The following is a 24,123-nucleotide window of genomic DNA, read 5'->3' on the forward strand; positions in this document are numbered from 1 at the left end:
AGTACGCTTAGTTGTTGATTTCATAACACTCTCCAATTTACTTAAAGAAAAGTGTCAACCTTATTTAGGACGGGTCATAATATTCTTAAAAGCCATTACTTAAAGTAGTGGCTTTTTTTTGCCTAAAATATCACTTTCTTTCATTTCTTATCTCGTCAAAAAAATACTTGTATCTATGCAGGTAAAAATTTTAATCGATCAAATGTAAATATGGGATTTAATTGATTGTCTCTAGTTCAAGTTGGTTATCGAAGATATTTTTATTCATATTTACTGGCTGAACTCGATAAGCCAACTACACTTTAATTAGTACTTAAATTTATAAACTCTAAATTTGGTTTGTAAATTTCAAAGGTGTCTGTTTTTCAGTTACATAAGGAGATATAAGTGAAAGATGCAGAAATGAGACAATTAAGTTTATTGTTCGAGAAGATGGTAGCGAATAAAGCCAGTGTTGATGAACAGCAAAAGTTGGAATTGCTTTATCAGGTGTTTATTGATGAAGGTAGGGAAGGTGTGAGTAATGTAAAGCCATTTAACTCAAGAAAAGAAACACTATAAATTATCACTCAAATTATATTTCAAATTTAAGTGATAATTCTGAGAAGTTCGCTAGCTTGACGATTTAAATCTTGCCGCATCAATGATTGCCCACAAATGCATAACCGGTCCTAGCACCCAACCTATTAGTATAATTGCTGTTGCCCAAGCTGCTGTAGTAAATACAAAAAATAGAATGGCTGCTAATATTCTTCCTTGTACTAATTGCCCTAAGCCAGGGATGAAAATATTACAAATAGCAGCTAATACATTACCGCCTGAACCTTGATCTGACATAATTAAACCTCGTTAAAATATATAATATTGATTCACTAAAATTATCACCATTTATACAGAAAAAACAGGCTAATACCAAGTTGATTAATGAATTACTCAAGTCGATATCAGTAACGTTTTATAAGTATCAACCAATTTATGGTCGTTAAATAAAGGGTATTAGCTTTATTGGTATTTACTGTTTTCTACGCATTAAAATTTGTAGGCTGGGTATAATTTCGTTTCGTGTCACTAAGAATAAGTCTATCATACTATTATTGATGCACTTTTTAACAATCGAATTGTGAAAATATGAATTTTTACGAAAAAATAAGAAATTACGCACATTGGAAAATAATCGCAAAGTTTGCTCTGTATCTATTTAAAAGAGTGAAGTATGAACAAATACATGTTGTGGCGGGATATTTATCTTACGTAACTTTAATGTCACTTGTACCTCTTATGGTGGTGATGTTATCTATAATGACAGCGTTTCCAATATTTTCAGATATTAAAGAAGTTGTAGAAGGTGTTATTTATAATAATTTCGTTCCTACATCGGGTGATGTTGTTCAACATCATCTCACTGGTTTTGTTGATAATGCTTCTAAAATGTCAGCTATTGCTGTTTCATTTCTCTTCTTATTTGCTTTACTTCTTATTTCAGCAATAGATAAAACCTTTAATAAAATATGGAGTGTGAATAAACCAAGAAGAATTGTCACTTCCTTCTCAATGTACTGGATGGTTTTAACTTTAGGACCTATTCTTGCTGGTGGTAGTATTGTTGTTACTTCGTATATTGCCTCGTTAGTTTCTTTAGGTGATTATGATGTGTATGGTGTTGCTAATATATTTTTAAGGCTATTACCTTTACTGGCTTCAGCGGGCGGGTTCTTAGTTTTATATATGATTGTGCCTAACAAAATGGTAGTTTTTAAATATGCATTAGTAGGTGCTGTTACTGCAGCAATATTATTTGAAGTTGCCAAAAAGGGATTCGCTTTTTATGTGACTCAATTACCATCGTATCAAGCCATATATGGAGCATTAGGTACAATTCCTATTCTCTTTTTATGGGTTTATTTATCATGGTTAGTGACTTTAATTGGAGCTGTACTGACGGTAGCTTTACAAGACTTTAGTGATGAACAAGTTGCTGAAAATAATAATGAATAATTGAGGTGGTTTATGTCTAGAACACTTTTCCCTAAAATATCGGCTTATCATCAAGAATGGTTAGATGTTGGTGACGGACACCAGTTGTATTTAGAGCAATCAGGTAATCCTAAAGGAATTCCAGTACTTTATTTACATGGTGGGCCAGGCGGCGGATCTAGTGAAAATCATAGACGTTATTTTGATCCTAATCTTTATCACATTATTTTGTTTGATCAGCGCGGTTGTGGGCAATCTAATCCAGCACCAAGTGTTGAGAACAACACCACAGAAGCATTAGTAGCAGATATAGAAAAAATAAGAGAGCACTTAAACATAGAACAATGGTTGATTGCTGGTGGGTCTTGGGGCACAACATTAGCAATGGTTTATGGTATTGCTTATCCTGAGAAAGTTCTTGGCTTTATACTTAGAGGACTGTTTTTAGGTACCCAAGCTGAATATGATTGGCTTTACAGACCAGCAGGAGCTCAACGCTTTTTCCCTGAGTATTATCAAGAGTTTTGTAAAAATATGTCTGGTGATGAACAGTGTGATCCATTGTCTTACTACCATAAAAAACTTCATTCAGAAAACGAGATTGCGGCTATCTCCGCCAGTAAAAAATGGTACCTATGGGAGCTTAGGCTTGCAAGTCTTGAGCATCCGAGTATTGGTAGTTTACAGGTAGATGATGCCCATCAGGCATTGTGTATGGCTAAATTGTCTAGTCATTACTTTATTAATAATGCTTTTCTTTCTGAAAACTATATCCTGAAAAACTTAAATAAAATTAAAGATATACCTGCTGTTTTAATCCATGGGCGATATGATATGGTTTGCCAATTATATATTGCTCAGCAGATCACAGAGTTGTGGGACAACGCTCACCTTCACACATTACCTTGTGCTGGGCATAGTGGCTTTGAGCGACAAACGGTAGACGCTTTTTGTAAAGCGTCAGATACCATGGCTGAATTTTTAAATGAGAAGGCTTAATAAGTTTATATGATCGCATTATTACAGAGAGTAACTGAAGCAAGTGTTACCGTAGATGATGAAATAACAGGCGAAATAGAAAAAGGTTTATTGGTTTTTGTGGCAATTGAACCAACAGATGATGCCGCTAAAGCTAAGCGGTTAGCTCAAAGAATTGCTGGTTATCGTATATTTGAAGATGATAATGGCAAAATGAACCTTAATGTTGAACAAGCAGGTGGTGAGATTTTAGTTGTTTCTCAGTTTACCTTAGCCGCTGATACCTCAAAAGGATTACGACCAAGTTTTACCAATGCTGCGCCTCCTGAGATCAGTAAAGGTTTATATGAAGATTTTTGCAAAAACCTTAGAGAACTTGGTTTTAAAGTACCTACGGGAGTTTTTGGTGCTGATATGAAAGTGCGATTACTTAATGATGGTCCGGTTACTTTTAGACTAACTTGCTAACATTATAATAAATATCGCTAAATACATCGTAAAGATTACTCGATTTAAGATTTAAAAAACTAATTTGATCAAATAGGCTAAATTGTGAGTACAAGTGTAGGCATTGTAGGATGTGGGTGGCTAGGTAAGGCACTCACTAAAAAATTAATAAGTCAGCAATATTCAGTCATTGTTTCTACTCAGCATCAAGATAAAGTTGAAGAATTATCTAAACTTGGCGCTCAAGTTGAATGTTTTAGTTTATCGGATTCTTCTCCTTCAGCTAATGACTTTAAACTTTCTCTATTCAAACAGTCATGCGTTATTATCGCTATACCTCCTGGTATACGGCAAGGTCGTAAAGACTACGCAGACAAAATAAAACATTTGGTTGAACTTGCACAAGCGGGCGATGTTAAACAATTAATAATGATCAGTTCAACAGCTGTTTATAATGGATTAGATGGATATATTGAAGAAGATATTACATTAGATTTATCTTCAGAAAAAACAGCTATTATCCATCAAGCGGAACAAGAGGCGCTTAAGTTTTCAGGTGAAACTATCATTTTAAGATTTTCTGGTTTAGTCGGACCAGACAGACATCCAGGTAAATTCTTAAAAAGTGGCAGATCACTATCTGATCCTGACGCCACAACAAATCTTATTCACCAACAAGATGCCGTGGGCTTATTATTCGGACTTATTAATAAACCTGCACATAGCTCTATTTATAATGGCTCAAGCCAAACTCATATCGCTAAACGTGAATATTACGAGCAAGCAGCAAGGGTACTTGGGCTTGATAAACCTGAGTTTACAGAGTCTATAAATAATGATTCGCTTGTAGCTAATAAAATTATTAACTCTAATAAAATAAGAAAGTTTTTATCTTATACATTTGCCTATGATGACTTATTGTCTTGGTTATCAGATTCATAATCTTGTAAATGAAATTTAATTAAAAGTATTCAACCCTTTATGGCATGTTTTAAAAGTAAAAGCTTTACTCTCTTTATTGTATTACTACTGCATATCACTTTGCTTGATCTTGTTATGATCACTTACAAAGGAGCTGTAATTTTAGTAGACAAGAATATAGAGTTTAAAACTATCCTTACTCATCTTCTTATCGTGTGTGCAAGTGTCGGATTCTATTGCTTACTTAATTATCTAGTAAGACGATTTACAAACTCTACAAGTAAAGTCAGTGATTATATGTGGGTTGTTCTGCCTGTACTTTTTATTTTATTTATTGGCTTTCTCTACATTTGAACTAAATTCCATTAAAGATATTTTATTGCATAACATCATTTAATCGATGTATTAGATAGGTGATAAAGTAGCCTTAAGTAAATAGCGTATCTTGCTATTAATAGTATGTTGTCGATAATTAATCTATATTAGTTAATTGATAATAATAAATTTAAATAGGAATGTAGCGCATGGAATTATTAATCCCTCTTATATCAAGTCCCATTTTATGGATCACTCTTGTGGTTTTATATACCCTCAAGAAAGGTATTTATTTTGTACCGCAAAACAGAGGTTATGTAATTTATACCTTAGGGAAATACGATAAAACCTTGTCTGCAGGACTTAACTTTATTGTTCCATTTATCCAATCTGTTGTAGCTGACAGAAATTTAAAGGAACAATCATTAGATATTTCATCTCAATCTGCCATCACAAAAGATAATATTTCATTAGAGCTTGATGGCATTCTGTTTATGAAAGTAACAGATGCTGGCGCAGCCACTAATAATATTACAGATTATAAATTGTCAGTAACCCAACTGGCGATGACAACGATGCGTAATGCTATAGGTTCTATGGAACTTGATGAGTGTTTTCAATCTAGAGATACCATTAATGCAACTATCTTAGCGGCTATGACTGAGGCAACAGCTCCTTGGGGGGTAATGGTTACTCGATATGAAATTCGCGATATTAATCCACCTCAAAGTATTCGTGAAGACATGGAAAAACAAATGACGGCAGAGCGAGAAAAGCGTTCTGTGATCTTAACTGCGCAAGGTGTTAAAACAGCTTCAATAACTGAAGCTGAAGGTTTAAAAGCGGCTCGAGTATTAGATGCTGAAGCATCAAAGGCTGAACAAGTGTTAAATGCTCAAGCAGACAAAGAGAAACAAATTTTAGAGGCTACAGGTAAAGCTGAAGCTATCAGATTAGTAGCAGAAGCTGAAGCCGCAGCTCTTGCTACTATTGGTGATGCTGCGAATACTGATAGCGGTAAAGCGGCTATCACTCTTACTTTGGCTCAAGATGCTATTGCAGCACATAAAGCTATTGCTGCAGAAAGCACAGTTGTTTTAACTGACGGAAAAACAGCTGACAATATTGCTAATACAGTAGCGCAAGCTATCGCTGTTTCTGGCTCACTAAAGTTACCTCAAGCAGATGTGTCTTAATATAAGTGTTAAGGATTAGATATGGATCTTATTAATTACTTTTCTGAGCATCATGCTCAGCTATTATTTCTAATAGCAGGTATTAGTTTTATTGTGGAACTGACTGTTCTTGGGATGAGTGGACCACTACTGTTTATCGCTATTGCCAGTGTTATTACAGGTATTCTCGTGCAGCTCAATATATTGTCGGGTTGGGAAAGTGAGCTTTTATCTGTTGGTGCGTTAACAGCATTGATTGCATTGTTGTTATGGAAGCCTCTTAAGTCTTTTCAAAACTCAAGCACGGGCTCAGATACAAGTAGCGATATGATTGGTAAGCAAGTACCTAGTTCTACAGAAATTACTCATGTAGCAGGAAAAATTCGCTTTTCAGGTATCGACTGGAGCGCAAGACTAACAACTGACTGTGAAGTTGATGTAATTCTTGCTGATAAACCCTGTGTAATTGCAGGTGTTGATGGAAATGTGATGTTGGTAAAGCCTCTGTAAGTTATTAGGGTAGCTCTCATTATAAAAATCACTATCAAAAAAGCCAAATTTCAATGATTTGGCTTTTTTTTTATACTGTTAATTATACCAATTAACTAGCCTTACAAACTTGGTAATAAACCTTGAGGTGAGAACTGGTTAAATTCCGCATTAGAAATAATACCTGATGCTTTTTCAATATCAGGTGAAAAGTGTCTGTCTTTATCATAAAAACTGACTTGATCACGTAAAATCTGTTTAGCTTGTTCGATGATCAGTGAGCCTTTTAATGGGCTTCTGTAATCTAAACCTTGAGCAGATGCTAAATATTCAATAGCTAATACGCCATTAGTGTTTTCGCTCATTTCAGCCAAGCGTCTGCCAGCAAATGTTGCCATAGAAACATGATCTTCCTGATTCGCCGAAGTCGGTAAACTGTCTACCGAAGCAGGGTGAGCTAATGATTTATTTTCAGAAGCTAATGCCGCTGAGGTTACTTGAGCAATCATGAAACCAGAATTTAATCCGCCATTATCAACTAAAAATGGAGGTAAATTACTTAAATGGGAATCTATTAGTAACGCCATTCTTCTTTCAGAAAGAGAGCCTATTTCAGCAATTGCTAAAGCTAAGTTATCTGCGGCCATAGCCACAGGTTCAGCATGAAAATTACCAGCAGAAATAAAATCACCTTCGTTAGCAAATACTAAAGGATTGTCAGTAACGCCATTAGCTTCGATATGTAAAACTTCAGCTGCTTGTCTTATTTGTGTTAAACAGGCGCCCATTACTTGAGGCTGGCAACGAAGTGAGTAAGGATCTTGTACTTTTTCACATTTTTCATGTGATGAGCCAATCTCAGAGTTTTTACCTAATACATGTCGGTAAGCTTTTGCGACATCAATTTGCCCTATTTGTCCGCGTACAATATGAACTCTTTCATCAAAAGGTGCTCTGCTACCTAAAGCTGCTTCAACAGACATCGAACCAATAACAACTGCTGCTGAGAATAAGTCTTCTGATAAAAATAAACCTTCAAGAGCAAATGCTGTAGAAGCTTGTGTGCCGTTGAGTAATGCCAAACCTTCTTTCGCCGCTAAAGTTATAGGCTCTAATCCTGCTATAGCTAAGGCTTCTTTGGCTGGAAGCACTTGGTTTTGATAAGTCATCTCACCTTCACCTAGTAAAGGTAAAACCATATGAGATAAGGGGGCTAAATCACCAGATGCGCCAACAGAACCTTTTTTCGGTACACAAGGGTAAACTTTATTATTTAATAGTGTAATTAAGGTTTGAATGACTTCTAAACGAATACCTGAAAACCCGCGAGATAATGAATTAATTTTTAATACCATCATTAATCTCACCGACGACTCGTCCATGTTTTTCCCAAAGCCAGCAGAGTGAGACAAGACAATAGAGCGTTGTAGTAATTCTAATTCATCATTTTTAATACGAGTGCTGGCGAGTAAACCAAAACCTGTGTTTATTCCGTATACCACTCTATTTTCTTTAATAACTTGTTGAACAGCTTCTGCACTTTTATTGATGTTCTCAAAAGCGTTTTCATTGAGTGTGAAATGATCATAGCCATTACGTTGTACTTTACGTAATTGCTGTAGAGTCAGTTTCCCTGGAGATATGTTTAATGTGCTTACTTGTGTCATGGTTATCTCCTAAGCTTGTTTGGTGTTATTTGTATTGTTAGTGATCATAGGTAAGTTTAAACCTTGTTCTTTAGCGCAGCTTTGCGCTATTTCATATCCAGCATCAGCATGTCGCATAACACCTGTTGCAGGGTCATTCCAAAGTACGCGGCTTAAACGTTTCTTAGCTGCCTCGGTTCCATCAGCAACAATAACCACACCTGAATGTTGACTAAAGCCCATACCTACACCACCACCATGATGCAAACTTACCCAAGTTGCACCGCCTGAAGTTGAAAGTAATGCGTTCAGTAACGGCCAATCAGATACCGCATCTGAACCATCTTTCATACTTTCTGTTTCACGATTAGGTGAAGCAACAGAGCCTGAATCTAAATGGTCTCTACCAATAACAACCGGAGCAGACAATTCGCCCGAAGCAACCATGTCGTTAAAAGCTACGGCTAAACGAGATCGATCTTTTAAGCCAACCCAACAAATACGCGCTGGTAATCCTTGAAATTCAATGCGCTCGCGTGCCATATCTAACCAGTTATGTAGATGTGGGTTATCAGGAATAAGTTCTTTAACTTTAGCGTCTGTTTTATAAATGTCTTCCGGGTCGCCAGACAATGCGACCCAACGGAAAGGCCCGATACCTTCACAAAATAATGGACGCACATAAGCTGGAACAAAACCTGGAAAATCAAAGGCATTGGTAACACCTTCTTCTAAAGCCATTTGGCGAATGTTGTTACCATAATCGGTTGTTGCCGCACCTGCCTTTTGTAAATCAAGCATGGCTTGAACTTGTATTGCCATGGATTGTTTTGCCGCTTTTACTACATTAGCTTCGTTTTCTTTTCTACCCTCAACAGCTTGCTCCATCGTCCAGCCTTGAGGTAAATAACCATTAAGAGGATCATGAGCGGAAGTTTGATCGGTTACTACATCTGGCGTAATGCCACGTTTCACTAATTCAGGAAATACATCAGCGGCGTTACCAAGTAAGCCTACAGAAACAGCTTCGCCTTTTGATGTGGCTGCATTAATCATTGCTAAAACTTCATCTAAAGATGTAGCTTTCTTATCAAGGTAGCGTGTTTTTAATCTGAAATCGATGCGTGATTCGTCACACTCGACAACCAATGCTGAAAACCCAGCCATAGTTGCTGCTAAAGGTTGAGCTCCACCCATACCGCCTAAGCCGCCTGTAAGTACCCACTTACCTTTAGCACTACCGCCAAAATGTTGTTTTGCCATAGCGACAAAGGTTTCATATGTTCCTTGAACAATGCCTTGCGAGCCGATGTAGATCCAAGAGCCAGCCGTCATTTGGCCGTACATCATCAAGCCTTTCTTATCTAACTCATTGAAGTGCTCCCACGTTGCCCAATGAGGCACGAGGTTAGAGTTAGCAATAAGTACGCGCGGTGCATCTTCATGTGTTGTAAAAACACCTACAGGCTTGCCTGATTGAATAAGCAAGGTTTCATAATTTTCAAGTTTTTCAAGGGTTTCAACTATTTTGTCAAAACACTCCCAATCTCTTGCTGCTCGACCAATACCACCATAAACCACGAGTGACTGAGGATGTTCAGCAACTTCAGCATCAAGGTTGTTCATTAACATGCGCTTAGCCGCTTCAGTTAACCAACTTTTAGTGGTGATTGTGGTGCCGGTGTCAGCCTTTATAATTCGGCTTGTATCAATGCGTTTATCAGCAATGTCTTTTTCATTCGTGGTCATTCTTCAATCCTCATCTTTCAAAATTATGGCTAGTTTTAAAAAACTAAGCGGCTACCTAAGCGATACTTATCACCTGGTGAAGTTAATATGGCTAAACTAACAACGCCGTTACTTGACCACGTTCTGCGTTTCACTTGTAAACAAGGCTTGGTGTTATCAATTTTGAGTTTTTCAGCTACTGATTGTGAGGCAAGTATGGCTTCAATTTCGTGAGTGGCTTCTGTAAGCGGTGCTTCTAACGTTAAGTATTCGTGTGGCGTTATCAGGTTAAAATCTTGTTTAATATAATCAGGTACCAAAGTGCTATTAACGTATCTTTGTTCTAGCTGAATAGGTTCATCGTTCTCGAAATGTAGCAGTTCGGAATAATAAACACTGTCTGAAGGTGAAACATTCAATAAAATGGCGAGTTCGTTACTAACGTCTACTTTTTCTAAAGTGATGGTTTCAGAACGGTGTTGGTGACCACGTTCAAAAATTTCATCGGCTATACTTCTAATTTCTAAGATAGATGATTGTGATTTGAATGTTGCAACAAAAGTTCCAGCACCTTGAGATCTAACCAAAACACCTTGCTCGGTCAGTTCTTGTAAGGCTCTTCTTGCGGTCATTCGGCTAACAGAAAATTGTTCTGCAAGCTCGTTTTCAGAAGGCACTTTTTTATTTTGTTGCCAAAGTCCTGATTCTATTTTCTGGCAAATAAACTGTTTGATAACAGTAAACTTAGCTGCTGACTTCTTTTTAGTGGGGGCTTTTGCTGGCGTCTTTGCTTTCATCTTGATCCCAAACTGTGTTTTTAAATGTCTATCTTATTTATACAATCTCATTTTATTTACTAAAAATCAACACTTGTATATACAAGTGTTGATCCTTTTATTGCTATCAAGTAAAGTAAGGTTATCGAGTCGCTACGTAGTGAGTAATAAAATGACAAACATTCAAATAGATAAACCTTGTTGGGACATACTTTGGATCAATGTAAATATTGTCACTATGGCTTCCGGGGAAACTAAAACAGAAAGGGAAGACTCTTTAGATTACGGCATTGTTAAGAATGCTGCGGTTGCAGTATTAAACGGGAAAATAGCATGGCTAGGCAGTTTAAAAGACTTAGCCGGTGTTCAGTATTCTGTAAAACAGTTGATTGAGGGTAAAAACCAATGGTTAACACCAGGGTTGATTGATTGCCATACTCATATCGTTTACGGAGGGAATCGTGCTAACGAATTTGAGATGCGCTTACAAGGTAAAAGCTATGAAGAAATAGCTAATGCAGGCGGAGGTATTATTTCAACAGTTGCAGCTACTCGCAATGCAACTGAGCAGGAGTTATTTGAAAGTGCCAAGAAACGTTTAACCGCTTTACATAATGAAGGCGTAACAAGCGTTGAGATTAAGTCTGGCTATGGATTAGATTTGGTGTCTGAAACTAAAATGTTAAGGGTTGCGAAGCAGCTAGCTGATGTACTTCCTGTTACCGTTAAAAAGACTTTTCTAGGCGCGCATGCCATTCCTACTCAATATCAAAATAACTCACAAGGTTATATAGATGACATCTGCAATAATATGCTCCCAGATATTGCTGCAAAAGGCTTAGTCGATGCGGTAGATGTTTTTTGTGAAAATATTGGTTTTACTTTAAAGGAAACTGAACACGTTTTTGAAGCAGCTGCAAAGTTAAATTTACCTGTAAAAATACATGCTGAACAGCTTTCTAATATGAAAGGAGCTAAGCTCGCTGCAAAATACAAAGCGCTATCGGCAGATCATTTAGAATACATATGCGAAGATGGAGTAAAAGCTATGTCTGAAGCTAATATGACAGCCGTTTTATTGCCTGGAGCTTATTATTTCTTACGAGAAAGCAAATTACCACCAATGGGATTGTTAAGAAAATATAAAGTACCTATGGCGATAGCTACTGATTCTAACCCTGGTTCATCTCCTATTACGTCAATACAACTTATGTTGAACATGGCATGCACCTTATTTAAATTTACGCCTCTTGAGGCATTAGCTGGCGTAACCATTAATGCTGCTAAAGCTTTAGGCCTTGATGATTCAAAAGGGAAATTAGCTGTAGGTTATGACGCCGATATTGCTTGTTGGGATATAGAACAACCGGCAGAGCTTGCTTATCAATTTGGTGTTAACCCTTTAACATCATTGATGAAAGAAGGGCGTATCGTTATTTAAGCCTGTACAAATGAGCTTGTAAGATCTACTCTGAGTAAAGTTGTAAGCATTATTTTGTCAGCACTTTATTGGTATTCGAGTATTAATATGGACTTTTGTATTCTCTCTTGGTTTAAAGCTAACTTAAAAACTTCTGTATATAGCTTATTAAGTTTGTTTTGTATTCTCTCATTCCCGGCTTATTCATCTACATCTCTTTCTACGTATGGAGTCATTAATTTAGCTTTTATTCTTGGCTTGAGTATCCCTGTTATTGTTATTTCTTTGTTGTATAACTTTAAAGGTATATTTCAATTACGCTACTTTGTTCTGCTGACATTAAGCTTAATCGGTCTTATATATTTTGTTGCTTTTGGTGAACAAACTCAGATCATTTTGCCCCTTATGTTCTCGATACTCTATCTCGTCTTTATATACTTCAGTTGGGCTGTAGATGAAACCGACTCTATACCAACAGTCACTAAAATTAGTCATAGTGTTGTACTAGTATCTTCTGCTTTATACATTGCAGCTCTGTATATCTATCCAAATGAAAATAATTATATTATGTGGGTATTTAGTAGTGGCACTGTTGTCGCTTTAATTGCAGTAAGGATTAAATGTACAACCAGTGATGTTTTAACCTGTATTACTCATATGAGCCTATTTTGGTTACCTGTTTTGTATTTCTCATTTATTGTGTTTTTGTGGATAAATCAAGATATTGAAAAACAGTGGTTTATGATTAATGCTGTAGCTTGTTATATTCTCTTTTTCCTCGCCAGTTGTTGGAAAATTGCTCTCGCTCGTAATGCAAGAAGTTCAGATCAAACAGAAATTTTTTTCCCAGAGCAAATTGAATTAGCAAGAAGTTCAAGTGATTCTGCTACGAATTTACCTTCTCAAAAGCAAGCTTTCCGACATATTAATAAAGCTTTAAAAAGTCATTCAAAAGATAAGTTCACTATTATTGTTTTTAAGCCGATTAACTTTCAGCAAGTGAATAAAATATTAGGTTATAAAAATTCTGATATTTTGTTATTACAGCTCGCATACTGTTTACAAAAAAGTGTAGAGAATAACCCTAATCTTGTTAACTTTAATAATAGCCAAGTGCCAATTCGAATCGCTAGATTGCGTGGTTTACACTTTTTGGTTGTTTTACAGTTAGAAGAAAAGGAAAAAAATAGAGATATACTTGTTGAAAAGCTTTGTCAGGAACTGACTTTAGCAGTACCTGACGCCATGAGTTTTAAAAGCTTTTCATTAAATTTTGAACTAACTTTTGGTGTTTCTTTTATTAATGAATACGTTAATAGTTTATCTCAAACAGTAGCCCATGCCGAAGATGCTTTATTGAAAGCAGAAAGTAACCAAGTACTAATGAGTTACTTTAATAAAGATGAAATTATTTATACAGAATCACATTTGTTGCAAATGGAGCGTTTGAAGCAAGATATTACTCAGGACAATTTGTATTGGTATGTACAACCACAAACTCGCGTTGAAGACAGAAAGTTAGTTGGATTTGAATTATTAGTGCAATGGCATAATGAGAACAATATCCCTATTGAATTTCAAGGTTTTATAGATACAGCAGAGCATAGTGGTGAAATATATTTACTCACTAAACAAATGATCACTCGTGCTTTTAAATTGATTTTAAGGTTACAACGCGTATCAAATTATGAAAGAGTTTCAATTAAATTATTGAGTCAATATCTACTTGAACCTGACTTAGTCAGCTTTATTGAAAAACAAATTGCTACCTATAATGTACCTGCTAAATACTTAATTATAGAGTTGCCAGAAAAAGTTGTTCTCTCGGCAAGTGAAAGAGCAAAAAATATTATTGATGAACTTAAATCATTAAATGTGAATATCGCTATTTCAGATTTTTCTGGCAGTTATGAATCATTACGCTATATAAGAAAAATGGCTGTTCATCAGGTTAAAATTGATTGTGAACGTATTAGTGAAGCTGTAGATGATCCAGAAAATGCAATTATAACTTCTTTAATTGATCTCACAAAGAAAATGAATTTGCCATTAATAGGTACTTCAATCAATAATAAATCAACAGAGAAAGCTTTTACTCAAATGGGCGGTGAGTTAGCACAAGGAGAAGTGGTAGATAGAGGGGTGACTAGCGATAATATAGGCTCTTGGGTAACCACGTGGAATAATTTATATAACCCAGTTTAACCATAAATTTAAAGCATTATTGCCCTATTACACAAATAATAGGGCCAAAACTTTATTACTTTAGATTTCACTCACATCTAATGGGTCGGGCGATAATATAATGCCGGTATTATCAGCATATAAATAATCATCAGGTAAGAAAGTAACACCACCAAAGTTTATGGCTAAATCGCTTTCACCTGCTTCGCTTGGTGATGCCCCCACAGGTATAGAGACTAAACTTTGAATACCAATATCAATCTCTTCTAACGCATCAACATTACATACGCTGCCATAGCAGACTATGCCTTCCCAGCCATTTTCCGCTGCTGTTTCAACAATATCACTATTAAGTAAAGCTCTGCGGGTTGAGCCACCGCCATCAATTACCATTACTTTACCAATACCATCAGTTGAGGCAAGTTGAAGTATTAATCCATTATTCTCGAAACACTTGATTGTTACTACTTTTCCGCCAAAAGAGTGTCGTCCGCCATAATTACTAAAGATGGGTTCTACTACATCAACTAAATCAGTATAAATAGAGCATAACTCGGTAGTATTGTATTCCATGGGTGTTTCCTAGCTTGGTTGTGGCTGTTCCTAAGAGGTTTTAGTATAACTGGCTTGAGATTTGGTTCAACTGTCTATTTTTAGTTATGAAGATCTACTAAGTTACTGCTTTGAAATTAATAGACTCTTCTCTACTGTTAGTGCTTGATAAACCATTAATATATAACGACCAATTAGCATCAAATGTTTCTGACAATGTGATCAGATGATCTGTTGAATAAATGTCATTAAAGCCATCATTGAAAATAAATCTGTGACCATGTTTGCCTAAAGGTTCAATTTGAGAAAGTTGAACATTTTTCTTATGAAATACTTGAGGGATCTTGTTCGGTGTTGCTTGTTTACCTGAATGAGCTTTTTGGCATTCGCTGGGCGCGAAAATTCGTAAGTACTCACAACTAAATGAAAGAGGTTTATTTTGCTCTGATGAGGGATTTTTAAGGTTTATTTCTAAAAAATCGTGATTAGCGTTAAGGGTAAACTTTGAGATATTTGTCATTTGAGCGCCTCATGAATTTTCTAGGAGAAAAACGAGAGAAACTATATTCAGCTTCCCTCGTTTATACATCATTTAGAAGTAAACTGATTACAAAATAAAGCGACTTAAGTCTTCATTTTTAACTAACTCAGTTAATGTCTTGTCTACGTAAGCACTATCAATTTTAATAACTTCGCCAGAACGTTCATCGGCGTTAAAAGATACTTCTTCAACTAAGCGTTCCATCATTGTATGTAAACGACGTGCACCAATATTTTCTGTGCTTTCATTTACTTGCCAAGCTGCATTAGCTAACGCCTTAATACCATCTTCAGTAAACTCAATAGTTAAACCTTCAGTGTTCATTAAGGCAATATATTGTTCGGTAAGAGAAGCATTTGGCTCTGTTAATATACGAACAAAGTCTTCAGTTGTTAGAGGTTGTAGCTCAACACGAATAGGAAGGCGACCTTGTAACTCAGGGATCAAATCTGAAGGTTTAGCCATTTGGAAAGCACCAGATGCAATAAATAAGATGTGATCGGTTTTGATCATACCGTGTTTAGTGCTTACTGTTGAACCTTCAACTAATGGTAATAAATCACGTTGAACACCTTCACGAGAAACATCAGGTCCTGAAGAGTCACCACGTTTACAAATTTTATCTATTTCATCAATAAATACGATACCGTTTTGTTCAACAGATTCAATCGCTTTTTGCTTGATGTCATCTTGATTAACTATTTTAGCTGCTTCTTCTTCTTGAAGTGCTTTTAACGCTTTTTTGATGGTTAACTTACGCTTAGTTGTTTTGTCGTTAGACATGCCTTGGAACATGTTTTGTAACTGTGAAGTCATTTCTTCCATGCCAGGAGGAGCCATGATTTCAACACCAACTTGAGGAGCCGCTAAGTCTAATTCAATTTCTTTGTCGTCTAACTGACCTTCACGTAACTTTTTACGGAATACTTGACGAGTGCTTGAATTGTCTGCTTCTTCAGTATTTCCAAATGAATCACGAGGGTTAGGAATAAGAATATCTAATACACGCTCTTCCGCAGCTTCTTCAGCTAAATGTTTAACGCGAGCCATTTCTTGCTCTTTCGTTAATTTAATTGCCATATCAGCAAGGTCACGAATAATGGTTTCAACTTCTTTACCTACATAGCCTACTTCAGTAAATTTTGTTGCTTCAACTTTAATGAAAGGGGCGTTCGCTAATTTTGCCAGGCGACGTGCTATTTCGGTTTTACCTACGCCTGTAGGGCCTATCATTAAAATATTTTTTGGGGTTACTTCGTTACGCAACTCTTCATTAAGTTGCATGCGACGCCAGCGGTTACGAAGGGCAATAGCAACGGCTCTTTTAGCATCACTTTGACCAACAATATGGCTATCTAATTCGGAAACAATTTCACGAGGTGTCATATTCGACATGTTAATTCCTTAAAGCTTAAACTTATAGCTCATCAATGGTGTGTTGATGATTGGTAAATACACAAATATCGCCTGCAATTTTTAAAGATTTTTCTACAATCTCTCTGGCTGATAGTTCAGTATTTTCAAATAGTGCGGTGGCTGCAGATTGGGCGAAGTTGCCACCACTACCAATCGCAATTAAATCATGTTCTGGCTGAACAACGTCGCCGTTACCTGTAATGATTAATGAGGCAGTTTCGTCAGCTACAACTAATAATGCTTCAAGTTTCCTTAAAGCACGATCACTACGCCAATCTTTAGCAAGTTCAACGGCGGCCTTGGTTAAATGACCTTGATGTTGTTCTAGTTTACTTTCAAAACGTTCAAATAAGGTAAATGCGTCAGCTGTGCCGCCAGCAAAACCCGCTAAAACTTTGTCGTTATATAAACGACGAACTTTACGTGCGTTGCCTTTCATAACGGTATTTCCAAGAGATACTTGGCCGTCACCACCAATAGCTACTTTGCCATTGCGTCGTACTGAAACGATAGTAGTCATATTAAATCCAATCTATAAATCAGCATACGGTTTTAACTAGTATGCTGATATTTAATGTTTATGTATGTTCAAGAGGTAGGGGTGTGATGCGATGTTTTCAAGTATAGATGAGGAATTAATTCCATAACCAAATTTGGCAGTAATTAATTTTGTTTCTTTTTAGTTTGTGTTTGTCTTTTTCTGCATCACGCTTTTTCTCGTATGGACCTAAGTAAACTCGGTAATAAGTTGAGTTAGGGCCGACGGGTGCACCTATTTGTGCCGAAAGCCCAGCAAAGGCAATATTTGCTTTTAATACCTCTGCTTGTTTGAGACTTTTAAATGAACCACATTGCATTTTGTATGGTCCGCCTTGCTTGACATCATACTCGCCAACTTCAATTTTTTTATCTTCAAGTTCTTTACGGTATGCCCACTTCTCTTTTGGTGGAGTAGGTAGGGTTGCTTTGTCTTTTACTGTGTCTGCAACTTTTGGCGCTTCTGTTGTTTGAGTTTGTTGAACTGCAGGGGCTGTGGTTTCGTCACCTTTGATACTCCATAAGAAATAAACAAACAAGCAAACAGCAATAAGTGTAATTAAACCAATAAGTTTAACCTTTGGTGGTACGCCTTGCGGTTGTTGTTTAGCCGCAGGCTTTTTGTAAGGACTTTTTTTAGGGTTTCTAGGACGAGAAACGTAATCTTGGTGCGCCATGAAAGAATAATTTTACAGGAAAAAATAATAGGTAATTTTAACCAACTTATTAATAAATGATACTACTTTTATCGATATGAATTGTAACAACCGCCTATACGACGATTTTTAAAGCAAATAGTTCTTACTACCAACTTAAATCAATAGGATCTATATCAACTGACCAACGAACTTTTGATTGCCATTCATTGTGGGGTATTAATTGTAACATTTGGTGAATAGCTATATGTAAGTGCTTACGGTTTTTTGATTGCACAATAAGATGGAAGCGATATTTACCACCACGTTTCTCCATTGCTGCCGGTAAAGGGCCTGCAAGTTCACATCCTTCATAACGAACTGCACATATTTCACGAAGGAATTTGTCTGGATATGAAGGGTAATTAGCTTCTGCTCTAAATAAGGCTTGAAAACCAAAAGGTGGTAAGTAAGCTTGTTTACGCTCAGTAAGTGCATATTCTGCAAAGTGTTTGTAGCCGTTATTCACTAAGTCTTGTAAAAGGGGATGTTCAGGGTAACCTGTTTGTACAAGTACCTTACCAGGTTTACTTTCTCGTCCTGCTCGACCTGCAACTTGAACAAGCAATTGTGCCATGTGCTCAGCTGCTCTGAAATCAAAACTAAATAATGCGCCATCAATATCTAACATGGCGACGAGTGTTACATCAGGAAAATGATGACCTTTAGCCAACATTTGAGTGCCTAATAATATTTGATGTTTCTTTTCAGTGACTTCTTGTAAAAGTTTAGCTAATTCGCCTTTCTTACGTGTGCTGTCTCTATCTATTCTTACACTGCTAGCATCGGGGAATAGTTCTCCAATACGCTGCTCTAGCTGCTCTGTTCCTTGGCCTAGTGGTTTTATACGTATACTACCGCAACTATCACATTGAGCAGGTACACGTCGTTGACTGCCACAATGGTGACACATTAATAACTGTTTACTTTGATGCAAGGTATAAGGTTTATTACAACGTTTACAGTCGGCAATCCAATGACACTCTTGGCAGTTAATGGCTGGCGCGAAGCCTCGTCTATTTAAAAATATAAGGACTTGCTCGCCTCTTGCGATCGTTTTTTTAATTTCGCTTTTTAATGTATCTGATAAGCCATGCTCCATTTGGTGCTGAGCAATATTAATCAACTGAATTTGAGAGGTACTACTATTACCTGCACGGTTAAGTAATTGGTGATAATGGTATTTACCTGAAAGGGCATTATGTAACGACTCTAAACTTGGTGTAGCACTGCCTAAAATTATAGGAATGTCTAACTGACGGGCTCTTAGAATTGCCATGTCGCGAGCGTTATATCTAAAGCTGTCTTGCTGTTTAAAAGAACCGTCGTGCTCTTCATCAATAATAATCATACCTAATTGATGTAAAGGCGTAAAAATAGCGGAACGTGTACCTATAATAATTGCAGCACTACCGCGCTGTGCTTCAAGCCAAGTTTGTAGTCTTTCGTTATTATTTAATCCTGAATGATGCAAATAAATAGGTACATTAAAGCGCTGTTCAAATCGGTTAAGAGTTTGCGGTGTTAAGCCTATTTCTGGTACCAGTACTAGCACCTGTTTATTAGTTGCTAGCACTTTTTCCATTGCTTGTAGGTAAACTTCTGTTTTACCACTACCTGTAATACCATCAATAAGATGACAAGAAAATTGCGTATTGGTTTGTTCAATTGCGGATAAAACAATTGCTTGCTCTGTCGATAAGGTAAGTTTGTTCTCAGTATTTAATGCTGATTCCGACCATTCAAAAATAGTCGGCTGGCGTTCGTGCTGCTCGATCAATCCTTTTTTTTCAAGAGAGGTTAATTGTGATTTTATATAACCTAAAGTACGTAATTCAGCCCATGTAATAGAAAGATGTTTATCGATCAATTGAAACAAAGCATATTGTTTAGCCGCTTTAGTTTTGAGTTTTTCTAGAACTTCTTTGTCAGCTTGTTCAGAAGCAGCCCAAACTAAAGGAAGCGATACATCAGGTTGTTTTATCTGTCTTAATAGTACAGGTAGCGCTTGTTGTAATACATCACCAATAGGATGATGGTAATAATCAGAGCAACGTTGTAAAAACTGTAATAATGGAGCATCAAAATGAAAATTATCAACAACACGACTTGTAATGTTTTTAAGTTTCTCGATGGGTTGTTCAGTGTGTTCGCTTACCGATAAAACCACACCTATAACTTGCCTTGGGCCAAAAGGAACAGCAACTCGCTCGCCAATATTGATAGGTTTTTCTATTAAACTAGGCGGTACAATATAAGTAAATAGCTGTCGCAACGGAACGGGTATAGCAATTTGTACAAAACATGGTGTTCCTGATTGTGTCACGGTTTACTACTTATAATTGAATGATGGTTTATTTTGACCTTTAAAATCACTATTGCCAAGTTTGAAATGCATAAAAACTTTAATAAAAATGAATTAGGTATTTTGCAGAGGGTAATTATTAATTTTTGGCTTTAAATCCCTTTAATTTAATATATAACATAAGAGATTATCCTAAGTTCAGACAGATAAGCAAAAACTCGTTACTTTTGTTTGTTTTTACGGCAATATATATTTGCTTAATGGTAATAATTAAATTACTATGCGCGTCCAAATTATTTAACTCGTATGGTGCTTGGCAGCAATTTGACTGATCAAGTGGCGATACGGCCTTAACAGAGGTAACTCCCATGAAAGACGGTATTCATCCAAATTATGCAGAGTTCAAGGCAACTTGTTCTTGTGGTAATGTTATAACAACTCGTTCTACTATAGGTAAAGATCTTTACTTAGACGTATGTTCAGAGTGTCACCCATTCTACACTGGTAAGCAAAAAGCTGCTGAGACTGGTGGTCGTGTTGATAAATTCAACAAACGTTTTGGTGCTCTTTCTAAGAAGTAAGCTTTCTTATAAAGGTAACATTATTCGAAAAAAGCGCCCTAGGCGCTTTTTTTATGTCTGTTGTTTATGAAATTCATTTATTTAGACTAACATCCATTTAATTTAGCTCTGAAATATCGCCTAATTTCTTATAACTTATATTCTTCTTTTTATGTATTTCTGATACATTAGTCACCATTCAATTTTCCCCGTTCCCTCATTCATCAAGGTAAGTAAATGGCAGACCGTAAGCCCGATAAATCTTTTAAAGATAGAAAATTTAAAACAGACAGCCAAATGGATGAACTTAAAGTTCCACCGCATTCATTAGAAGCTGAACAATCTGTTTTAGGTGGCTTGTTACTAGACAATGAAACATGGGATCGTGTGAGTGAAAAAGTTGTTGCTGAAGATTTTTACAGTCGATCACATCGCATTGTTTTTGAATGTATTGGCGCCTTAATTGAATTAGGTGAACCGGTAGATTTGATCACGCTTTCTGAGAGTTTAGAAAATGATCAAAAGCTAGACTCTGCTGGTGGTTTTGTTTATCTCGCTGAGATGATGAAAAATACGCCAAGTGCAGCCAATATTGTAGCTTATGCTGAAATTGTAAGAGAAAGAGCCGTTACCCGTGAAATGATCAGTGTTGCAAATGAAATCGCTGAAGCAGGTTACGATACTCAAGGTCGCTCAAGTGCCGATTTACTTGATTTTGCTGAAACTAAAGTTTTCGCAATAGCAGAAAAAAGAACAAATAAATCTGAAGGTCCGGCTTCGCTTAATTCAGTATTAGAGAAAACAGTCGATCGTATTGAAAAGCTATGTTCATCTCCAACCAATGGTGTAACAGGTGTTTCAACAGGCTTTGCTGATTTAGATAAAATGACTGCAGGTTTACAAAAATCCGATTTGATCATTATTGCTGCACGTCCATCTATGGGTAAAACTACCTTCGCGATGAACTTGGCAGAAACAGCGGCGATGACATCAGATAAGCCAGCTTTAATCTTCAGCTTAGAGATGCCTTCAGATCAAATCATGATGAGAATGCTAGCCTCGTTAGGTCGTATTGATCAAACTAAAATTCGTACGGGACAATTACAAGATGAAGATTGGGCAAGACTTTCTTCAACCATGGGACTGCTCATGGAAAAAGGTAAAATGTATATTGATGATGCCGCAGGTTTAACACCAACGGAAGTTCGCTCAAGGGCGAGACGTATTCATCGTGATCATGGCGGTATTAGTATGATCATGATTGATTACCTTCAGTTGATGCGTGCTCCTCAATTCTCAGATAACCGTACATTAGAGATTGCCGAGATATCACGCTCCCTTAAAGCTTTAGCTAAAGAATTAGAAGTACCCGTTATTGCACTATCTCAACTAAACCGTAGTTTGGAGCAGCGTTCAGATAAACGTCCAATTAACTCAGATTTACGTGAATCAGGTTCGATAGAGCAGGATGCCGATTTAATCATGTTTATTTATCGTGATGAGGTTTATCACGATGACTCTGAATTTAAAGGTATGGCGGAAATTATTATTGGTAAACAACGTAACGGTCCAATTGGACGTGTTCCATTAACTTTCCAAGGTCAGTTTTCTCGCTTCGATAACTATGCGGGTTCTCATGTGCTTGACGAAGATTAATTTTTACATGTTGAATGTTAAACAATGAGTATCCGAACAGCCACCGCAATTATTGATTTTCAAGCGTTAGCTCATAATTATAAAGTCATTAAATCTTATGCTCCTAACAGTAAAGTATTAGCTGTACTCAAAGCGAACGCTTATGGTCATGGTTTAGAGCGTATTGCTAAAGCTTTACCGCAAGCTGATGGCTTTGGTGTTGCTCGTTTAGATGAAGCTATTGCCTTACGTAAGGCTGGCATTATTCAGCCTATTATTTTGTTAGAAGGTTTTTTCTCGCCTGATGAACTCACCTTATTATCAGAATATAATTTAGAAACCATTATTCATAGCAAAGAACAGCTTGAAGCAATTAATAATGCCCATTTAGATTCAGCTATTAAAGTATGGTTAAAAATTGATACAGGAATGCATCGTTTAGGTATTTCACCTAAAGACTTTAGTACTTTCCTTCAGGCTTTGGAACAAAGTAAAAATGTTCAAAAATATATTACTTTAATAAGCCACCTTGGTTGTGCGGATGATTTAAATGATAAAACAACATCAGTTCAACTTAGTATATTTAAACAACTAGCTAGTTCAACATATGAATGTTCTTTAGCTAATTCAGCCGGCATTTGTGCTTGGCCTGAAGCTCACTTTGATTGGGTAAGGCCAGGTTTGATGCTATATGGTGTTTCACCTATGTTGGTGCAAAGTGCTCAACAAAAAGCGCTACAACCTGTAATGACCCTGAAATCGAGCCTTATCTCAATTAGACGAATCAGCAAAGGGGATTCAGTTGGCTATGGTAGCTCTTGGACTAGCGCTAAAGATACCTACATTGGCGTGATTGCTATAGGTTATGGTGATGGCTACCCTCGTCATGCTGAAAATGGTACACCTATCTATATTAATGGCAGGATAGTGCCTTTAATTGGCCGAGTATCGATGGATATGATTACGGTCGATTTAGGTGAGGGCACAGCTGGAAAAATTAAAGATAACGTTGGAGATGAAGCAACCTTATGGGGTGCTGAACTACCGATTGAACAAATTGCTAAATGCGCAACGACTATTCCCTATGAGCTTTTATGTAATATTAGCCGAAGAGTCCACATTACCATTAAAAAATAGCGTGATTATCGTTAATACTGATACTGGCTCTATTGCATTCGGATATTACCCAGCTTAGCTATTCGCGATTGATTGTCGCAACAAGTGTTCTCGAACTGGTGTGGTCCTTATGTTTACCCAAATATATTCTTTGCCAAATATCTCAGTTTAGCTATTCACCATTGATTATCGCAACGAGTGTTCTCGAGCTGGCGTTTTCCCTATGTTCACCCAAATATATTCTTTGCCAAATATCTCAGCTTAGCTATTCACCATTGATTGTCGCAACGAGTGTTCTCGAACTGGCGTGATCCCTATGTTCACCTAAGTATATTCCCTGCCAGATTCCTAAATTTAATTCACCGTCGGTAATTGGAACAGTAATGTTGTTTCCAAGTAGGCTTGTTTTTATATGTGCAGGCATATCATCACTACCTTCATATGTGTGATCATAATATGGAGCATTTTCGGGCACCATTACATTAAAGTGTTTTTCCATATCGGTACGTACGGTTGGGTCAGCATTTTCATTAATCGTTAATGACGCAGAAGAATGTTTAATAAACAAATGCAGTATGCCAGTCTTTACCTGAGCTATTTCAGGCAATTGCCCAATAATGTCATGGGTGATTAAATGGAAGCCTCGTTTTTTAGCGCGTAATGAAAACTCTATTTGTTGCCACATAAAAGATCTTCTTATTTTGTTAATGTAC

At 36.7% G+C, this 24,123-nt stretch carries 23 protein-coding genes; 12 read left to right on the top strand and 11 right to left on the bottom strand.

The window, feature by feature from the left end; all coding sequences use genetic code 11:
- Positions 1–387: 387 nt before the first annotated feature.
- On the top strand, positions 388–561 hold the full coding sequence (locus Q5N69_RS01540; protein ID WP_304366979.1) for a hypothetical protein: 174 nt from the start codon (positions 388–390) through the stop codon (positions 559–561).
- 51 nt (positions 562–612) lie between these two features.
- Here the strand turns inward: Q5N69_RS01540 and Q5N69_RS01545 are convergent, their stop codons facing one another.
- Entirely contained in the window at positions 613–837 is a 225-nt protein-coding gene (locus tag Q5N69_RS01545) for a hypothetical protein (protein WP_304366981.1), read from the bottom strand.
- Between the two features lie 291 nt (positions 838–1,128).
- On the opposite strand from Q5N69_RS01545, the gene Q5N69_RS01550 reads away from it, so the two are divergent.
- From Q5N69_RS01550 to Q5N69_RS01575, 6 genes are all read left to right on the top strand, one after another.
- Positions 1,129–1,995, top strand: a complete 867-nt coding sequence (locus Q5N69_RS01550; RefSeq protein WP_304366983.1) for a virulence factor BrkB family protein — start codon at positions 1,129–1,131, stop codon at positions 1,993–1,995.
- A 12-nt stretch (positions 1,996–2,007) separates the two neighbouring features.
- Positions 2,008–2,973 carry a prolyl aminopeptidase gene (gene pip / locus Q5N69_RS01555; RefSeq protein WP_304366984.1) on the top strand — a complete coding sequence of 322 codons (966 nt, stop codon included), beginning with the start codon at positions 2,008–2,010 and terminating at the stop codon, positions 2,971–2,973.
- 9 nt (positions 2,974–2,982) lie between these two features.
- Positions 2,983–3,420: a D-aminoacyl-tRNA deacylase gene (gene dtd / locus Q5N69_RS01560; protein ID WP_304366986.1), complete on the top strand. Its 438-nt coding sequence runs from the start codon at positions 2,983–2,985 to the stop codon at positions 3,418–3,420.
- 84 nt (positions 3,421–3,504) lie between these two features.
- Complete coding sequence (locus tag Q5N69_RS01565; protein WP_304366988.1) at positions 3,505–4,341, top strand: SDR family oxidoreductase; 837 nt, start codon at positions 3,505–3,507, stop codon at positions 4,339–4,341.
- Between the two features lie 503 nt (positions 4,342–4,844).
- Positions 4,845–5,831 (top strand): SPFH domain-containing protein, encoded by a 987-nt coding sequence (locus Q5N69_RS01570; protein ID WP_304366990.1) that lies wholly within the window; start codon positions 4,845–4,847, stop codon positions 5,829–5,831.
- Positions 5,832–5,852: 21 nt separating this feature from the next.
- The gene (locus Q5N69_RS01575) at positions 5,853–6,320 is read left to right on the top strand and encodes an NfeD family protein (protein ID WP_304366992.1); all 468 of its coding nucleotides are present in this window, start codon (positions 5,853–5,855) and stop codon (positions 6,318–6,320) included.
- A gap of 101 nt (positions 6,321–6,421) precedes the next feature.
- Here Q5N69_RS01575 and hutH read toward each other — a convergent pair whose 3' ends face one another.
- The 3 genes from hutH to hutC are packed head-to-tail and all read right to left on the bottom strand — an operon-like array spanning position 6,422 to position 10,470.
- Entirely contained in the window at positions 6,422–7,966 is a 1,545-nt protein-coding gene (gene hutH / locus Q5N69_RS01580) for a histidine ammonia-lyase (RefSeq protein WP_304366994.1), read from the bottom strand.
- A 9-nt stretch (positions 7,967–7,975) separates the two neighbouring features.
- On the bottom strand, positions 7,976–9,694 hold the full coding sequence (gene hutU / locus Q5N69_RS01585; protein ID WP_304366995.1) for a urocanate hydratase: 1,719 nt from the start codon (positions 9,692–9,694) through the stop codon (positions 7,976–7,978).
- 35 nt (positions 9,695–9,729) lie between these two features.
- On the bottom strand, positions 9,730–10,470 hold the full coding sequence (gene hutC / locus Q5N69_RS01590) for a histidine utilization repressor (protein ID WP_304366997.1): 741 nt from the start codon (positions 10,468–10,470) through the stop codon (positions 9,730–9,732).
- A gap of 151 nt (positions 10,471–10,621) precedes the next feature.
- Between hutC and hutI the strand changes: the two genes are divergently transcribed.
- Complete coding sequence (gene hutI / locus Q5N69_RS01595) at positions 10,622–11,890, top strand: imidazolonepropionase (protein WP_304366999.1); 1,269 nt, start codon at positions 10,622–10,624, stop codon at positions 11,888–11,890.
- 54 nt (positions 11,891–11,944) lie between these two features.
- Entirely contained in the window at positions 11,945–14,074 is a 2,130-nt protein-coding gene (locus Q5N69_RS01600; RefSeq protein WP_304367001.1) for an EAL domain-containing protein, read from the top strand.
- Positions 14,075–14,134: 60 nt separating this feature from the next.
- Here Q5N69_RS01600 and rraA read toward each other — a convergent pair whose 3' ends face one another.
- From rraA to priA, 6 genes are all read right to left on the bottom strand, one after another.
- Complete coding sequence (gene rraA, locus Q5N69_RS01605) at positions 14,135–14,626, bottom strand: ribonuclease E activity regulator RraA (protein ID WP_304367003.1); 492 nt, start codon at positions 14,624–14,626, stop codon at positions 14,135–14,137.
- Between the two features lie 97 nt (positions 14,627–14,723).
- The gene (locus Q5N69_RS01610; RefSeq protein WP_304367005.1) at positions 14,724–15,125 is read right to left on the bottom strand and encodes a gamma-butyrobetaine hydroxylase-like domain-containing protein; all 402 of its coding nucleotides are present in this window, start codon (positions 15,123–15,125) and stop codon (positions 14,724–14,726) included.
- An 87-nt stretch (positions 15,126–15,212) separates the two neighbouring features.
- Positions 15,213–16,541, bottom strand: a complete 1,329-nt coding sequence (gene hslU / locus Q5N69_RS01615) for an ATP-dependent protease ATPase subunit HslU (protein ID WP_304367007.1) — start codon at positions 16,539–16,541, stop codon at positions 15,213–15,215.
- A 22-nt stretch (positions 16,542–16,563) separates the two neighbouring features.
- The gene (gene hslV / locus Q5N69_RS01620) at positions 16,564–17,082 is read right to left on the bottom strand and encodes an ATP-dependent protease subunit HslV (RefSeq protein WP_304367009.1); all 519 of its coding nucleotides are present in this window, start codon (positions 17,080–17,082) and stop codon (positions 16,564–16,566) included.
- Positions 17,083–17,197: 115 nt separating this feature from the next.
- Entirely contained in the window at positions 17,198–17,776 is a 579-nt protein-coding gene (locus tag Q5N69_RS01625; protein WP_304367011.1) for an SPOR domain-containing protein, read from the bottom strand.
- Positions 17,777–17,903: 127 nt separating this feature from the next.
- Complete coding sequence (gene priA, locus Q5N69_RS01630; protein ID WP_304367013.1) at positions 17,904–20,120, bottom strand: primosomal protein N'; 2,217 nt, start codon at positions 20,118–20,120, stop codon at positions 17,904–17,906.
- 347 nt (positions 20,121–20,467) lie between these two features.
- Between priA and rpmE the strand changes: the two genes are divergently transcribed.
- The 3 genes from rpmE (at position 20,468) to alr (ending at position 23,431) form a co-directional block, all read left to right on the top strand.
- Positions 20,468–20,680 carry a 50S ribosomal protein L31 gene (gene rpmE, locus Q5N69_RS01635; RefSeq protein WP_304367015.1) on the top strand — a complete coding sequence of 71 codons (213 nt, stop codon included), beginning with the start codon at positions 20,468–20,470 and terminating at the stop codon, positions 20,678–20,680.
- A gap of 216 nt (positions 20,681–20,896) precedes the next feature.
- Positions 20,897–22,315, top strand: coding sequence for a replicative DNA helicase (dnaB, locus tag Q5N69_RS01640; protein ID WP_304367017.1), 1,419 nt, complete (start codon positions 20,897–20,899; stop codon positions 22,313–22,315).
- 30 nt (positions 22,316–22,345) lie between these two features.
- Positions 22,346–23,431, top strand: a complete 1,086-nt coding sequence (gene alr, locus Q5N69_RS01645; RefSeq protein WP_304367329.1) for an alanine racemase — start codon at positions 22,346–22,348, stop codon at positions 23,429–23,431.
- Positions 23,432–23,675: 244 nt separating this feature from the next.
- Here the strand turns inward: alr and Q5N69_RS01650 are convergent, their stop codons facing one another.
- Positions 23,676–24,095 (bottom strand): secondary thiamine-phosphate synthase enzyme YjbQ, encoded by a 420-nt coding sequence (locus tag Q5N69_RS01650; RefSeq protein ID WP_304367019.1) that lies wholly within the window; start codon positions 24,093–24,095, stop codon positions 23,676–23,678.
- Positions 24,096–24,123: the final 28 nt, after the last annotated feature.

The sequence above is a fragment of the Pseudocolwellia sp. AS88 genome, assembly GCF_030551755.1.
GTDB lineage: Bacteria > Pseudomonadota > Gammaproteobacteria > Enterobacterales > Alteromonadaceae > Pseudocolwellia.